We start from the raw sequence: 15,457 nt of genomic DNA, 5'->3' as shown, positions 1-15,457 counted from the left end.
CCCCCGCTTTCGGCTTCAAGCGAGGATGTCCTTCACCACGTGACCGTGCACGTCCGTCAGGCGGAACTGGCGGCCTTGGAACCGGTAGGTCAGCCGCTCGTGGTCGATGCCTAACAGATGCAGCACGGTTGCCTGGAAATCGTGCACGTGCACGGGGTCGCGGACGACATTGAAGCCGAATTCGTCGGTCTCGCCGTACTGGATGCCGGGCTTCACTCCTCCGCCGGCCATCCACATGGTGAAGGCATAGGGGTGATGATCGCGGCCCCAGTTTTTCACATCGTTGATGTCGCCCTGGAGGAACGGCGTGCGGCCGAACTCACCGCCCCAGATAACCAGCGTGTCGTCTAACAAGCCGCGCCGCTTGAGATCCTTCACTAGGGCGGCCGATGGCGCGTCGGTGTCCTGGCACTGAATCGCGAACTGAGTCGTGAGATTGCGGTGGTGGTCCCAGCCGGCGTGGAAGCACTGGACGAAACGCACGCCGCGCTCGATCAACCGGCGCGCCATCAGGCAATTGTAAGCGTAGCTGCCGGGCTTCTTCACATCGGGTCCGTACATCGCCAGCGTCTCCTGGGTTTCCTGCGAAAAGTCGGTCAGCTCCGGCACGCTGGCCTGCATCTTGTAGGCCATCTCGTACTGCGAGATTCGCGTGGCAATCTCGGGATCGGCGAACTCGGCGTAGTGTTTTTCATTGAGCTGGGCGAGGTGGTCGAGCAGGCCGCGCCGGACCTCGCGGCTCATGCCATCGGGATTTGACAGGTACAGCACGGGATCGCCACCGCCGCGGAAGCGAACGCCCTGGAACTTCGAGGGTAGGAAGCCACTTCCCCAATAGTAGTCGTAGAAGATCTGGCCGCACGACGCCTCCTTGTCGCGCGAGGTCATCACCACGAAGGCGGGTAACTGCTGCGAATCGCTGCCCAAGCCGTAGGTGGCCCAAGCGCCCATGCTCGGGCGGCCCGGCTGCTCCTCACCGGTGAGGAGATACGAAATGCCGGGCGAGTGATTCACCGACTTGGTGTGCATCGACTTGATGAAGCACAGCTCGTCCACGATCTCCGCGGTCTTCGGCAGGAGATCGCAGACCCAAGCACCGGACTTTCCATATTGCTTGAACTTGGCGAAGGCAGGCAGGATCGGCTTCTTCGTCTGGCCGGACGTCATGGTGGAGAATTTCTTCCCCGCCAGCACCGAGGCCGGCAGCTCCTGGCCGCGCAACTTCTCGAGGCCGGGCTTGTAGTCGAAGGTATCGATGTGCGGTGGCGCGCCGTTTTGCAGCAGGTAGATCACGCGCTTCGCCCTCGGCGCGTAGTGCGAGATCGCCGGCTCGGCGGAGAGGAGATCGCGATCGAGCAGCGAAGCCAGCGCGGCGGAGCCGATTCCGACGGACGACCTCGAGAAGAACTCGCGGCGGGTGAGGTAGGCGGCGCGTTGTTGCTGCGGGTTCATTCGTTGCAGAGGGTTTCGTCGAGATTGAGGAGAAGGCTGGCCATACCGGTGAAGGCGGCGAGCTCGACGGAATCGAGCGCGGCATCCGGCTTCGATTCACCGGCAGCAATCAGCTTCCTCGCAGCTTCGGGGTCGGCTTGGTACTGCTGTCGTAGTAGTTTCAGCGCGGAGAGCAGCAGGCGGACGTCGGCTTCATCCGGAGCCCGCGAGGTGCAGAGGCGGAAGCCGTGGGTGAGGCGCAAGTCGTCGCTACCCCCGCCTTCCTTCATCATTCGCTGGGCAAGCACGCGGGCAGCCTCGGTGTAGGTCACGTCATTGAGAGTCACCAGCGCGTGAAGCGGGGTATTGGTGAGGCCGGTCCTGACGGCGCAGCTTTGCCGGCTCGCCACATCGAAGAACATTGTGGGCCCGACGATGCGCCGCCAGAAGGTGTAGAGGCTGCGGCGGTAGAGCGCGTCGCCGTGATCCTGGACGTACTGGATCTGGCCGAAGGTCGCATCCTCCCACACGCCCGCGGGCTGGTAGCCCTTGACCGGCGGGCCGCCGACCTTTTCGACGAGCAGCCCGCTGGCCGCGAGCGCTTGGTCGCGCAGCATCCAGCTCGGCAGCCGGTGGCGCGGGCCGCGGGCGAGCAGGCGGTTGTCGGGATCGCGCTCGGCCATGCCGGGCGGCACCACCGACGACTGCTTGTAAGTCGCGCTGGTGACGATGAGGCGCAGCAGCTTCTTCACGTCCCAGCCGCTCTCGCGGAACTCGACGGCCAGCCAGTCAAGCAACTGCGGATGCACCGGTCGCTCCCCTTGCACGCCGAAGTCCTCCGCCGTTTTCACCAGGCCGGTGCCAAAGAACATCTGCCAGTAGCGATTCACCGTGACACGGGCGGTCAGCGGGTGCTCCGGCGAAACGAGCCACTTCGCGAGGGTCAGGCGATTGGGAGGTTCGCCGGCAGGCAACGGCGGCAAGATGGCGGGCACGCCGTAACCAACCTTGTCGCCGCGGGCTTCCCAGTTCCCTTTGATCAGGATGTGCGTGTCGCGCGGTTTGGCCCGCTCGCGCATGATCATGGTCTTCGGCAATGCCTGCTCCGCCGATTCGCGGGCGGACGTGGCGGCGGCGAGGCGCTTGTTAGAAGCGACCAAGCGCGGCTCGGTCGCGTGATGAAAATCCCGCACGGTGTTCTGTTGGGCGGCGTTTCGTTGCTCCGCGGCGACTGCGAGCGCGGCCTTGACCGCATCCGGCACCGGTCGCAGAAGCGTCCGCGGTGCATTCGTGATGGAGATCCGGAAGCGCCCTAGCGTGTGCTGCTTATTAGAGGTGCGGAAGCGCAGGCGGAAGGACAGCGTCTCCGGCTGCCTGCCAGGGACCGGCGCGTCGAAAGCGATCACCGCTTCGTGCGCCTTGCCGAAAGCCGGCATCACCGCCCAGCCGGTGTCGTCCTTGCCATCGGCGACATGGCGCAAGGGCCAGCCCCCTTGCTCGAAGTCCGCGCTCACCGGTTCGAGTCCGAGCGGCTCGCCGCCGCCGAGCACGACGAGTTCGCCGAGCACGAAATTGCCGTTGTTGGCGCGGCCGGGGCCGCCATTGCCGAAGGAAGGATCGGGCAAGGCTTCCAGTTTCATCGCCGTCACGCTTTTCAACGCGTTGCGAGCAAGGACGAGATATTCATCGGTCTCGGCATTGGTGCCACTGACGAGGATCGATCCGTCCGGCTGCGGCATCAGCGTGGCACCAGCCTCGCTGGTGGCGGACTCGGGATGCAGCACGGTCCACTCGACCGGCGCGGCCGAGGTGACCGCAAGCGATTTTTCCCACGATGCCTGGTCTCCGGCGACGGCCTTGGCGAGGGCATCGCGCTCTTGCCGGGCGGTGCTCTCGGCGAGCTTGAGCGACGCGATCCGCTGCGTTTCCTCAGGCGTTGCGAGGGTCATCACCGGATGCGCCAGGCCGCCGGCATCATTGCCGCCGCTTTCATCGATCGAATTGAAGAAGGCCGAAAGCTGGTAGTAGTCGCGCTGGCTGATCGGGTCGAACTTGTGATCGTGGCAACGGCTGCACTGGAAGGTGAGCCCCATCCAGACGGTGGCGGTCGTCTCGGTGCGATCCATCACGTAATCGACGCGCGATTCCTCCGGGATGCGACCGCCTTCGCCATTGATCATGTGATTGCGGTGAAAGCCGGTGGCGAGGAGCTGGTCCTGCGTCGGATTCGGCAACAGGTCACCGGCGAGTTGCTCGACGGTGAAGCGGTCGTAGCTCATGTTTTCGTTGAATGCGCGTATGGCCCAGTCGCGCCAGTACCACATCGCCCGGGTCGGGTCGCCTTGGAATCCGTTCGTGTCGGCGTAGCGAGCGGCATCGAGCCAGTCCCAGACCATGCGCTCGCCGAAGCGCGGCGAGGCGAGCAGGCGGTCCACCGCTTTGTCGTAAGCGTCCGGCGAGTGATCGGCGAGGAAGCCATCCAACTCCGCGGCGGTGGGCGGCAACCCGGTGAGGTCGAGCGATACCCGGCGCAAGAGCTTTTCCTTCGGTGCCTCGGGCGCGGGAGAGAGCTTCTCTTTTTTCAACCGCTCACCCACGAGAGCTTCGATCGGGTGAGGCAAACCACCCGGCACCTCGGGCCTCTTTGGAGCGACGAATGCCCAGTGCTCACCCCACTTCGCGCCCTCGTCCACCCAGCGCTTGAGCAGTTCCTTGTCGGCCGCGGGAATCACGCGCTTCGACTTCGGCGGCGGCATCACGACCTCCGGGTCGTCGCTGAGGACGCGCCGGATCACCTCGCTGGTGGTACTGTCGCCCGGGTGGATCGCTGCGAGGCCGTCCTTCACCCGGTAGGCTCCCTCCTTCGTGTCCAGCCGAAGTTCCGCCTCGCGCGTGCCGGCATCAGGGCCGTGGCAGTGGTAGCAGTACTCGGAAAGGATCGGCTGGACCTGCGTCGCGAAATCGACCTCTTCCGCCGCGGCGGAGAGGACGACTGCGAGGGCCAATGCCAGCCGGGGAGAAAACAGCATGACGGGATTGATACACGGCGAGCCCCATGACGTCTTGCATCGGCTTTCTCGCTTTTATAATGTTTTGACCATGGAAGATCCGCTCGCTTTCCAGACCGCCTACTTCGACCGACATCCGGGGGCTTGGAGCGTACTGGAGCTGTTTGACGCCCTTCCACACGTGAGCTTTTACGCGAAAGACAAGGAAAGCCGTTACGTGCGGGTCAACCGGCTGTCGCTCGAAACTCACGGAATGACCGATGAGCGGGAGATGCTGGGTCGCAGTGACCGCGATTTCCATCCGCCGGTGATGGCCGAGGCCTACATCGCCGAAGACCGGCGCGTGATGGCCGGACGCAAGCCGATTCCCGGCCAGGTGTGGCTGGTCTTTCACGCCAATCGCCTGCCGCAGTGGTATGTATCGACCAAGGTTCCGCTCTTTGATCCCGGCGGCACCGTGGTCGGCATCTCCGGGGCGATGTATCTCATCGAACAACCCGCCGAACACGAGCGGCACTTCCGCGAACTGTCGCCGGTGATCCAACACATCGACCGGCATCATGCGGGCAATATTTCGATGGAGGAAATGGCGGCCTTGAGCGGGCTGTCCGCCACCCACTTCAACCGTCGCTTCCAGCAGCTCCTGAAGATGACGCCGAGCGCCTACCTGCGGTCGGTACGGGTGCAGGGAGCGCGGCGCTTGCTTGGGGCCACCGACCGGCCGCTGGCGGAGATCGCGCAGCAATGTGGCTTCACCGACCAGAGCCATTTCACCCGTTGCTTTCGCGAAGCGACCGGGCTGACACCACGGGGATACCGCCAGCGCTTCCGAAAATGAATTGTTCATTTGAACATTTCATTTGCACACCCTGACCTATTCCGCGAGCCTTCGCCATGGACCCGCATCGCGGCCGGGGCGCGCAGGAAAATCCCGTCAATCGCTTCGAGGCACTGAGCTTCGAGACCGATGATGACGCGTGGATCGATGACGACCCGCGGCCGCTGAAGACCACCTTCCTGCGTGACGATTCGCAGAGCATCCTCAACCGCAATAACGCCGAGGACCTCTCCTTCGACTTCAGCGTGAATCCGTATCGCGGCTGCGAGCACGGCTGCTCCTACTGCTATGCGCGTACTTACCACGAGTATCTCGGCTTCTCCGCGGGCCTCGATTTCGAGTCGAAGATCGTCGTGAAGGCCGACGCGCCGGTGCTGCTGGAAAAGGAACTCGGCCGCCGCAAGACCAGCCCCGGCATGATCGCGATGAGCGGGGTGACCGATTGCTACCAGCCGGTCGAGCGGAAGCTGGAGATCACCCGTCGCTGCCTGGAAGTGATGGCACGCTTCCGCCAGCCGGTCGGGCTTATTACCAAGAACGCCTTGGTCGCCCGTGATGTCGATTACCTCGGCGAACTCGCGCGCCACGGTGCGGCCTGCGTGTTCCTCTCGATCACCACGCTCGATCCGAAGCTCGCCCGCATCCTTGAACCCCGCGCCTCTTCCCCGAGAGCCCGGCTGGATGCAATGCGCGCCCTCGCCGACGCCGGCGTGCCGGTCGGCCCGAGTGCCGCACCGATGATCCCCGGGCTTAATGACCACGAGCTGCCGGCCATTCTAACAGCTTGCAAGGAGGCCGGTGCGACCTTCGGCCGCTACTCGATGGTGCGGCTGCCCGGAGCGGTCGCGGGTATCTTCGAGCAATGGCTCGACCGCCATTTCCCGGACCGGAAGGAGAAGATCCTCAACCGCATCCGCGCCGCCCAAGGCGGAGCGCTCAACAACACCACGCCGCGCGAACGTATGCGCGGTAGCGGCGAAGCGGCCGGCCAACTCCGTGCGCTGCACCACGCGACCTGCCGCCGCCTCGGTCTCGCGACGCGTCCGCCGGAGCTGAACACCGCCGCCTTTCGCCGCGTGCTGCCCGGACAGGGCGAGCTGTTCTGATGCGGAAAACCAAGCTTGAAGCGGCCTCCCAAGTTGCCACCCTTGCACCATGAATCAGCGCATCCAGATCGATCCCCTGGTTTGCCATGGCAAGCCGGTGATCCGCGGCACCCGGGTGCTGGTATCCACCGTCCTCGGTGCATTGGGCGCGGGCGATTCCATGGAGACCCTGCTGGAAGACTATCCTTCGATCGACGCCCGGGACATCGCGGCCGCCTTGGAGTTCGCCAGTCGCTTGTCCGACTATCAGGTGTCGTCCTACGAGACGGTCTCATGAGATTCCTGCTCGACGAGAATTTCCCGAATTCAGCCGTCGGGTTCCTTGAGGCGCTCGCACATGAGGCCCACGACTTCCGGGGCACCGCGGAGGAGGGCATGGAGGATGGCGGAGTCTTCGCAAAGGCCCAGGATCTCAATGCGGTCCTGTTGACGACCGACCGGGACTTCTTTCACACCGTCCCCCATCTCTTCAGCTCCCACGCCGGCGTGGTCGTCGTCGCCATGAAGCAGTCATGCCGTGCCACCATTCTTTCCCGGCTGGAATGGATCATCGCCAAGGTGAACGCGGAGGATTTTGCCAACCGCGTGTTCCAACTCCGCGACCGGAGCTGGCTGGCTTATCCGGCACTCGAGCGGCCAGCTTCGGAATAGATCTCCGGGGGGCCATGCGCTCCCGCCAATGAATCTGGGCATTCCGTCGATTTACGGCGCTGGACGGCGTGCGGCGACACCCGCCAATCTCCGCCATGACGCCAAGCGGCCCATGGATGAAATCGCTGCTCCGCGAGCCACTCTTGCACTTCACGCTAGTCGCCGCGCTGCTGGTCGGGGCGCACCGGCTGTACTCCGCCCATTCGCGGCCGGAAGTGACGGTCACCCCGGAGTGGCTCGACTCGCTCGCCCGCGACTTTGAACTCAAGTCCGGTCGGGCTCCCAATGAGACCGAGCGAGCCAACCTCGCCCATGCCTGGCTGGAAAACGAGATCCTCTGCCGCGAGGCGCTGAAAGCCGGCCACACCGATGACACGCGGGTGCGCGGCCTGCTCGCCGCCATCATGCGCGAGACGCTTGAGCCGGTGATCGCGGACCCATCCGATGCCGACCTTGAAGCGTTTCGCCGGCAACACCCCGAGCCCTTCAGCTACCCCGCGCAGGTCAGCTTCGAGCAGGCCACCTTTACCAAAGAGGACAAGATTCCCGCGGGCATGTTGAAGATGCTCCGCGCGGGAGAACCTCCCCCGCAGGCGGAGGCGCTGCGACTCCCGAACCCGATGCCGATGACCTGGCTGCCGCAGCTTGAGAAAACCTTTGGCACCGAATTCGCCGCCGCCGTGGTGGCGGCCAAGCCCGGCGAATGGACCGGCCCACTGACCTCATCGCGCGGCGTGCATTTCATCAAGGTCGTCCGCTACGATGCGCCTCGCGAAATGCCGATCGAAGACGTCCGGCCGGCCCTCGTTGCCAAGTGGCTGGAAGCCCAGCGCAATGCCGCCGTGTCCGCCAAGGTCGCGGAGATGCGCGCGAACTACCGCATCGAACTTCCACCCGGAATCCCCGCGCCATGAAGACCTTGCTCATTCTGCTAGGCCTGCTGTTGGCGCTGCTGCTGCCGACACACGGTCACGATACCAGCGTGCTGGTGTTCCGTTTCCAAGAGCTGGGCGACGAGCGCTATCAGCTCGACTACGTGGCACCGCCCGGCAGCCCGCAAGGAGAGGCACCGCCGGTCTTGCCCGCCCACGCGACGTGGGAGCAGGAGCCGCAATTGCCCGCCGGTCCGGTGCGACTGATCTTCGCCACCGATGGCAAGCCGCTCTCGGGCGAGGACCGCATCGTGCTGCCATGGCGGTGCAGCGGCGTGCTCGTCCACGCTTTCTGGCGCAGCGGCGAAACCGCCCGACGCTTCATTCCCCGCGGCGACGAAGGCATCGTGCTAACGATCGGCGAACTCCGCGCTGGCGTCGGCGGCACCGGCGAGGCGGCGAAGCGCTACACGCTGCTCGGCGTGGAGCACATGCTCACCGGCTGGGATCACCTGCTGTTTGTCGCCGGGCTGTTGCTGCTGGTGAAGGGATGGCGGCAAGTGGTCGCGACCATCACCACTTTCACCCTGGCGCACAGCCTTACGCTCGGGCTTTCGACCCTGGGCTGGGTGAAGTTTGAAAGCGGCGTGGTCGAAGTGCTGATCGCCTTCAGCATTGCCGTGCTGGCCGTGGAAATCATCCACGTATCCCGCGGGCAAGCTGGCATCACGGCCCGCAAGCCGTGGCTGGTGTCATTCCTCTTCGGCCTGATCCATGGCCTCGGCTTCGCCGGCGTGATGGAAGATCTCGGTTTGCCCCGGCAAGACCTTCCGGTGGCACTGCTGTTCTTCAATCTCGGTGTGGAGCTCGGGCAGTTGGCGATGATCGGGCTGTGGTTCGCCATCGTGAAAGCCCTGCGTGCGATGAAGCTAGCACTGCCATTACGCTTTGCCTGGGCACCGGGCTATGCTCTCGGCATCATCGCCATGGTCTGGTGCCTCGACCGCGCGGTGGGCTTGTTTTCCTAACAGCGATAAGGAGTGTCGACATTCTGTCGACACGGTGTGGACGGAACGTCCACACCCCCTATGGGGCTGCGACGCTTCACTCATTCGGATGCAACCCCCTCACGCAGCGGAAGCCATTCATCCCGTAGTCATCATCACCGATTGGCGGATAAGCCAGCCGCTGGTGATTGGTGGCCTGATCGACGTAGTTCCACCATGAGCCGCCGCGCAAGACGCGGAACTCACCGCTGTCCGGCCCGCGCGGGTCAATCTGCGCCTCGGCGGTGTAGGCACCCATGCGGTCCCACGTCCACTCCCAGGCATTGCCGGTCATGTCGTGCAGGCCGTAGGCATTCGCCGAGTCCGGTGCGGGGCCAGGCTGGGTGCTGTCGAAGAATCCAACGCGCTGCGTGTAAGGATAGACCTCGGATGGAGCACGGCCGATGAACAGCTCGTAGTTCCAATGATTCGCCCGGAGATCAGCGCTACCGCCGCCCCAGGGATAAGGTTGACCCTCCAGGCCACCGCGCGCGGCGCGCTCCCACTCGGCTTCGGTCGGCAGGCGGTAGCCGTTGCCAGCCCAGTTCACCTGCGCGGAGACTAGGTCAAGATCGCCGGTGCGATAGACCGTCGTGCCTGCCGCATTAGCATGATAGACCGGCACGCGACCTTCCATTTCGGAACGAGCGTTGCACCATTTCACCGCAGCATACCATGAGACCGCCACCGCCGGATGATCGGCGGGCACGTCGTAGGGCAGCGTCGCCGGCAAGTCATACCCATGGGCATTTCCCCAGATGGCGACCGCTTCCCAATCTCCGCGGGTCACCTCAAAGCGATCTATCTCAAACCCCGCCACGCGGGTCGGGTGAGCCGGCTTGCTGGTCTGCACGCCACCATCGTCGCCGCGCGTGGACCAGCCGGCCGGAATGCGCCGCATGTCGCGGAGCACCGCGCCGGCGGCCGCCTGGTGGCTGAGCGCCAGAGGGTCGGCATCGAGCGTGCTGCCAGGTGGCAAGAGCGCCTCGACCTGATAGAAGCGGCGGCTTCCCGTGGCCGCCACCTGCGCAGTCATCGACGGACGCTGTCCAGCCAAGGGACCTAGCAAATCGGCGAAGGGCGTGGCGAGATCCGGACTACTACGAATCACGTAGTCTCGTCCCATGTCCGCTTGCCACGCGAGTTGGAAGACCGGCCCCGGTAGCAGCGCCGATTGGGAAACCCGGAAAACGCGCGCAGGATCGCGGTCGTCCATTCCCGCCACGAACTCGTCGCGGGCGATCTGGCCATCTCCATCGGCGTCACGGAGATCGGCCGCCTCGTAGTCGCCGCCGATCACCTGCCCGTGGGCATCCAGCCACCACTGCGGCGTGCCGGAGGCCGTAGCCAGCGGGGAAAGGTCCGCCGTCACTGCGCGCGACTGATCCATCGTCAGCGTGATCTCGGGCGAAGTCGATCCCGCGGGGACATCGCCGCTCCAGCGGACAAAGTGGAACTTCTCCGCCGGCCGTGCTTCCAAAATCACCTGCGATCCGAGCGGTTTCCAACCCGCCACATCCATCGGCAGGATCGCACCTTCCAGACCAGAACTCAGCGACAGCAAGACCTCCTCGCTCCACGACCACGTTAGCGTCGCGTCACCATTCAAAATCAGCGAACCTTCCGGCACGGAGCCGCTCGCAGGCTGGCTACCGGTCACCGCCCATCCGGCCGGCACCTTGCGGGCCGATCCGCTCACATGCGGCAGCGCCGAGAAATGAACCACGCTGCCGTGCGGCAATATCAGTGGCCCGGGCACGGGTGTCACGGTGTCCTCCGTGGAAACGATCGTCAGTGTGTGCATGCCCACCGCGAAGGTCGCAGTGACCGGGCCGACCGGGCGATCCACCGCGGCAATACTGAAGCTGTTGCCATTCGAAATACCATCCACCGTGTCACCGGTCCACGACACCAGCGCAGCGCCACTTTCCGGAGTGCCCGTTAGAACATGCGACTCCCCCGCATCGATCCACGCGCTGGCGGGCTCGACCGATCCCGGGCCGCTGGCGCTTGCCGTCACCTGGTGCTGGGCCTTCCAGAGCCACGTCACCGTGAGATCGCCGTTAATGGTCACCGTCACCTCATCGTCGCCGCCGCTGGCAGTACTCGCGCCCGCCAATTGATACCCGGTACAGACGAACCGCGTTCCGCCATCGGTGAAAGTGGAGGCACTGAAGGTCACCTCGCTCCCTTGCTCATAGGAGTAGCTCGCCGGTGCGGGGCTGACGGAGGCATGATCCGAAACAACCTGCACTGCGAAGGTCTGCGTGCTGCCGGAGCTGAAGACCGCCGTGACCGGACCGCGCGGACGATCCATCGGCACCGTGATGCGGCCGCCATCGATCGAACAGCCGGCCACGTCTCCGCTCCATTGGAGGAAAGACGATCCGGCATCGGGTTGCGCCTGAATCGAAACGTTCGCGCCTGCTGCCTGCCAGCCATCACCGATGCTGACGATGCCGCCGCCTACCGTGGACGTATCAAGCCAGTAGTCGGTGGCCCAGCTCCACGTCAGCGTCGCGTCGCCCTTTTGTACCACGGTTGCCGTAGCTCCGCTACCGGAGGCGCTCTGCGCGCCGCTCAGGGTCCAGCCCGTCGGACGGTGACGTGTCAGGCCATTCGTTTGATTGCTCGCGCTAACGACCACCGGCGTGCCATCAGCGACCGCGTGGGCACCGACCGCCGGCGTCACCGACGCATGCGACGACGCGATGGTCAGCGTGTTGTCGAAGCGATGGTCGAAATCCAGATCGAGGACGAACTCACCGCCGTTCGGGTTGTGCAGGTCCAGCATCCCCTGGCGGTCCGCGGCGAGATTCGGATTCACGTAGCGCCCGAGCGTGGGCGAGTAGGTGCTGTTGTAGATCTTGTTCTCCGATGGCCGGAAATCCATGACGCGGAGGAAGCCATTGCCGCCATTGGGCAGCGACTGGTAGTCGCACAGCACCTCGTGAACCGTGTTCCCGGCGGTGTTGGTCTTCTCCAGGTTGTAGATCGCGAACATGTGCCCGCAGATCACCATGTAGACCTGGTTGAATGGCTTCACCAGCGCGTTGAAAACCTCCTCCGGCTTGTTGCGATCCGGCCCGATGCTGACGTTCGGCTGGGCGGTGTACCCACGCTCGCCGGTGCCGGTGCCGAAGATCCCGGTGCCGCCGGTTTCCGCAAGGTAGTTGTGGGTCGTGATCATCGTCAGCACCTGTGGGTGGGCGCTGAGCACGGAGGCCGCCCAGGCCATGTCCTCGTCCGGGCAATCGTGGTCGAGGTGCATGAACATGAAGTCGCGGCCATTGACGGGAACGATCTGATAGGAGCTGTAGCCACGCGGCGAGGAACCGCGATACCAGTCATAGACCTGGCTCGTCGCCGGATCGATCCAGCGGCCGAGCGACGACGCGTGTGTCGGGCTTGGACCGAAGCGTTCCAGGTAATGGTTGGAGCCAGTCGCGATGTCGTGGTTACCGGGGCAGGTCCCGTAGGCCAGCTCCGCGTTGAGCAGGTTCATCGCATCGGTCGCACGCGTCCACTGCGAGGAATTGGTCGGCGAGTTCACGATGTCGCCGAGATGGGTGAGGAACTTGATGTTGAGGGTATCCTTGTTCTCGATCACCCACTGGGTCTGGCGCGTGAAGGTGTCGGTAGGAGAAGAAAGGCTGGTGTAGTTCTGCGTGTCCGGCAGCGCGACCACGGTGAAGTTCTCATCCGGCGCGAAGTTTGCGGTGACGGTCGCGTAGGGCCGGTCCATCGGCAGCACGATGTTCTTGCCGCCGGTGACCGCACCCGCGGTATCGCCCGTCCAGCCCGCGAAGTGATGACCGGGAGAAGGAATGGCAGTGATCTGCAGCGGCTTACCCGCCTCTTGCCAGCCGGTGGTCAGGCTGACCGTGCCATTGCCGCTCGTCGAGGTGACCACATGATGCTCGGTTCGCCACTGCCAGGTGAGCGTGGAGTTGCGCGTGAGGGTCATCGAGAAGCTGTTAGCCGCGCCCGTGCCAGGGTCGTTGCCCGTCATGGTCCAGCCTGTGCAAAGGTGGCGCGTCTGGGCACCGATTTCATCCGTGGCCGAGAGAGAAAGCGTGGTTCCCGAAGGATGCGATTGGCTGCCGACCGGTGGATTCACGGTGCCATGCGCGGAGATCACCGTGAGCACCGGATCTGCCGTGGGATCGGCGACGGTGACCTGCACCGTGATGCTGTCGGTCGCCTGCCCGTCGGTCACTTCCACGACAAAGCTGTCCACTCCCGTGAAACCCGCCGCAGGTGTGTAGCCGACCTCGCAGGTGCCCGCGGTGGTTTCCAGGATCTGCGCCGTGCCATGCTGTGGCTCGGTGGCGATGATCCATGCCAGCGCGTTGCCATTCGCATCGCCCGCGGTGAAGACGGCCGTATGCTCACCGCCGTCCAGCGTGGCATTCAGCAGATAGCTGTCCCCTTCCGAAATCACCGGCGGGGTATTCTGCACCTGCAGCGTCACGGCCACCGTGTCCGACGCCTTTCCATCCGAAGCCCGCAGGACAAAGCTGTCCGGGCCTGTATAGTTGTTAGACGAGGTATAGGTCACCGTGCATGCCGTGTCGCTGGAGGTCGTGATCACCGCGCCGCCGTGTGAGGGAGGTGTTAGGACCGTCCATGCGATCGCATTGCCATCCGCATCGGTGAGATGGACGGTCACGGGCGTCGGCACTGCCATGCCGGCATTCGCGGAAACGGTGTCTCCCTCGGTGATCACTGGCGGATGATTCGGCGACGGCGGAGGTGCATCCACGATGAAGGCCCCGGCAGCTCCCAGCGCAGCGGCCTGCGTGGCATTCAGTGCGGATGACCACAGCGCGAGATTCGAGACGCGGATCGGACCGTCCTCGCCATCCTCATCGGCGAAGGCACGCAGCACCGCAGCCAGCGCTAAGCGGTCATCGAGCGTGCCCGCATTTCCATCGAGCCAAAGCTGGCCGTTCACATAGATGCGACGGTCGCTGCCGTTGTCGACGCTGACCACGATGCGATACCACGTGTCGGTCGTCGTGGCATTCGCCGAGTAGCCGCCGACCGCGGCGAGTCCGACCTTGCCGGACGGGTCGATGAAGATCTCGCCGTCGGTCGTGTTGGTGCCATCGGCCTGATAGAGGCACTTCCATCCGCTGGATGGATAGCTCACGTCAAAGAGCAACGTGTATTCGTTCACCCTCGTGCCGCCGCCAGTGCCAGCAGGAATGCCATGGCTTGCGAGGTAGTGGCTGCCCGATGCCACCAGCATCGCGCCGTCGCCCGTGGAAATGCCTGGCACATCCGTGAAGCCGGCGCCACTCGTGGTCAGATCGCTTCCGAGCGTCGCAAGCGTGTGATCGTAGCCGTAGTCAAATTGCCACCAACCGACCGGATTCGGATACGGCGGCGCGGACGGGTCCCGGACGAAAACATCCACCGTGCTCGTGGCGACATTGCTGCCATCGCTCGCTTGAACGATGTAGGCATCCGTACCGCTGTAACCGGCCTGTGGCGTGTAGCGCACGGTGCATTGCGTCGAGCTGCTCGCAGAGATGACCGCGGTGCCGTGCGCCGGCAGGGAGGTGAGGCTCCACGTGATGGTATCGCCATTCGGATCGCTGGCATTGAAGACGAGATCGACACCCGAACCGTTCTTCAACGCCTCAAGCGTGCGCGGGCTGCCATCCGTAATGACCGGCGGCAGGCTGCCAATCGAGGCTCCAGCCACTCCCAATGCAGTCACCTCCGCCGGGGTCAGTGCACCGCTGTAGATCCCCAGCGCGCCGACATTCAGCGCCCCGTTCTCGCCATCATTGTCGGCGAAGAAATGGATCACGCTGTCGAGTGCATAGCGGCCGGTGAGCCCGGCATTGGCTGTGCCGGTATGATTATGGAAAAGCGTGCCATTGAGGTAGGCCTTCACCTTCGGCGCGGCAGCACCGCCGGCCTGATTCAGATCGACGGTGATGACCAACCGCCTCCACAGCGTTTCCGGAATCCCGCTGCTGGAATAGACGATGTCCCCGCTGCCGAGCCTGTCGTTGTCACTGCGGATGAAATACTCGCCGTCGTTCGCCGCCGGCGTGGCTGCCGTCTGATAGAGGCAGCGCCACGATGACCGCGAAGCAACTGGCGAGAAGATGTCCGCCACGATCGAATACTGCGACACATAGGCACCGGGGCTGTCCGCTGGATTGATGCCAGGGGTTGCGGTGAGCGCATTCGCCGTACCTGCCACCGTCGTGATGACTCCGTTCAATGACGTCCCACCCGCGTCCGCCAGCGACGACGCGTGCGCCGGTGCCGTGCCCGCGATGACCAGAGGATTTCCAACCGCAGCCTTGCCCGGCTGCGCGGCATCGTCAAAGAGCCACAGGCCGCGGAGTTCCGCGGCGCGAAGCGGAACCGCCAACAACAAGCACGCGGCGAGACGGAGGAGAGGCAATTGCATGAATCTCTCTCATAGCGCCAGGCACGCCTTGGCGGCCATTGCTGCAACCCCAATTCCATTGGCATCTTG

9 protein-coding genes are annotated in these 15,457 nt (G+C 64.4%); 6 read left to right on the top strand and 3 right to left on the bottom strand.

Annotated features, from left to right (window positions below):
- Window positions 1–15 precede the first annotated feature (15 nt).
- Both OKA05_RS21205 and OKA05_RS21200 read right to left on the bottom strand, forming a co-directional pair.
- Window positions 16–1,452 (bottom strand): DUF1501 domain-containing protein, encoded by a 1,437-nt coding sequence (locus OKA05_RS21205; RefSeq protein WP_264489198.1) that lies wholly within the window; start codon window positions 1,450–1,452, stop codon window positions 16–18.
- Window positions 1,449–4,460, bottom strand: coding sequence for a DUF1553 domain-containing protein (locus OKA05_RS21200; RefSeq protein WP_264489197.1), 3,012 nt, complete (start codon window positions 4,458–4,460; stop codon window positions 1,449–1,451). Before OKA05_RS21200 ends, OKA05_RS21205 begins: the two co-directional genes overlap by 4 nt.
- 70 nt (window positions 4,461–4,530) lie before the next feature.
- Here OKA05_RS21200 and OKA05_RS21195 point away from each other — a divergent pair, with 70 nt between their 5' ends.
- The 6 genes from OKA05_RS21195 (at window position 4,531) to OKA05_RS21170 (ending at window position 8,934) form a co-directional block, all read left to right on the top strand.
- Entirely contained in the window at window positions 4,531–5,277 is a 747-nt protein-coding gene (locus tag OKA05_RS21195; RefSeq protein ID WP_264489196.1) for an AraC family transcriptional regulator, read from the top strand.
- Between the two features lie 56 nt (window positions 5,278–5,333).
- On the top strand, window positions 5,334–6,383 hold the full coding sequence (locus OKA05_RS21190; RefSeq protein ID WP_264489195.1) for a PA0069 family radical SAM protein: 1,050 nt from the start codon (window positions 5,334–5,336) through the stop codon (window positions 6,381–6,383).
- A 49-nt stretch (window positions 6,384–6,432) separates the two neighbouring features.
- Complete coding sequence (locus OKA05_RS21185) at window positions 6,433–6,660, top strand: DUF433 domain-containing protein (RefSeq protein ID WP_264489194.1); 228 nt, start codon at window positions 6,433–6,435, stop codon at window positions 6,658–6,660.
- Complete coding sequence (locus OKA05_RS21180) at window positions 6,657–7,034, top strand: DUF5615 family PIN-like protein (RefSeq protein WP_264489193.1); 378 nt, start codon at window positions 6,657–6,659, stop codon at window positions 7,032–7,034. Before OKA05_RS21185 ends, OKA05_RS21180 begins: the two co-directional genes overlap by 4 nt.
- Window positions 7,035–7,150: 116 nt before the next feature.
- Window positions 7,151–7,948, top strand: coding sequence for a peptidylprolyl isomerase (locus OKA05_RS21175; RefSeq protein WP_264489192.1), 798 nt, complete (start codon window positions 7,151–7,153; stop codon window positions 7,946–7,948).
- Window positions 7,945–8,934 carry a HupE/UreJ family protein gene (locus OKA05_RS21170; protein ID WP_264489191.1) on the top strand — a complete coding sequence of 330 codons (990 nt, stop codon included), beginning with the start codon at window positions 7,945–7,947 and terminating at the stop codon, window positions 8,932–8,934. Before OKA05_RS21175 ends, OKA05_RS21170 begins: the two co-directional genes overlap by 4 nt.
- 76 nt (window positions 8,935–9,010) lie before the next feature.
- Here the strand turns inward: OKA05_RS21170 and OKA05_RS21165 are convergent, their stop codons facing one another.
- Complete coding sequence (locus OKA05_RS21165; RefSeq protein ID WP_264489190.1) at window positions 9,011–15,388, bottom strand: SUMF1/EgtB/PvdO family nonheme iron enzyme; 6,378 nt, start codon at window positions 15,386–15,388, stop codon at window positions 9,011–9,013.
- Between the last annotated feature and the right edge of the window lie 69 nt (window positions 15,389–15,457).

The sequence above is a fragment of the Luteolibacter arcticus genome (assembly GCF_025950235.1).
GTDB classification, from domain to species: Bacteria; Verrucomicrobiota; Verrucomicrobiia; order Verrucomicrobiales; family Akkermansiaceae; genus Haloferula; species Haloferula arctica.
Note: the sequence above shows the minus strand (reverse complement) of the source record. Positions and strands in the feature narration are given on the sequence as shown.

Bases quoted from the DNA above. Each gene is read 5' to 3' on its own strand.
- OKA05_RS21205 (WP_264489198.1), bottom strand. From the start codon at position 1,452: ATGAACCCGCAGCAACAACGCGCCGCCTACCTCACCCGCCGCGAGTTC.
- OKA05_RS21200 (WP_264489197.1), bottom strand. From the start codon at position 4,460: ATGCTGTTTTCTCCCCGGCTGGCATTGGCCCTCGCAGTCGTCCTCTCC.
- OKA05_RS21195 (WP_264489196.1), top strand. From the start codon at position 4,531: ATGGAAGATCCGCTCGCTTTCCAGACCGCCTACTTCGACCGACATCCG.
- OKA05_RS21190 (WP_264489195.1), top strand. From the start codon at position 5,334: ATGGACCCGCATCGCGGCCGGGGCGCGCAGGAAAATCCCGTCAATCGC.
- OKA05_RS21185 (WP_264489194.1), top strand. From the start codon at position 6,433: ATGAATCAGCGCATCCAGATCGATCCCCTGGTTTGCCATGGCAAGCCG.
- OKA05_RS21180 (WP_264489193.1), top strand. From the start codon at position 6,657: ATGAGATTCCTGCTCGACGAGAATTTCCCGAATTCAGCCGTCGGGTTC.
- OKA05_RS21175 (WP_264489192.1), top strand. From the start codon at position 7,151: ATGAAATCGCTGCTCCGCGAGCCACTCTTGCACTTCACGCTAGTCGCC.
- OKA05_RS21170 (WP_264489191.1), top strand. From the start codon at position 7,945: ATGAAGACCTTGCTCATTCTGCTAGGCCTGCTGTTGGCGCTGCTGCTG.
- OKA05_RS21165 (WP_264489190.1), bottom strand. From the start codon at position 15,388: ATGCAATTGCCTCTCCTCCGTCTCGCCGCGTGCTTGTTGTTGGCGGTT.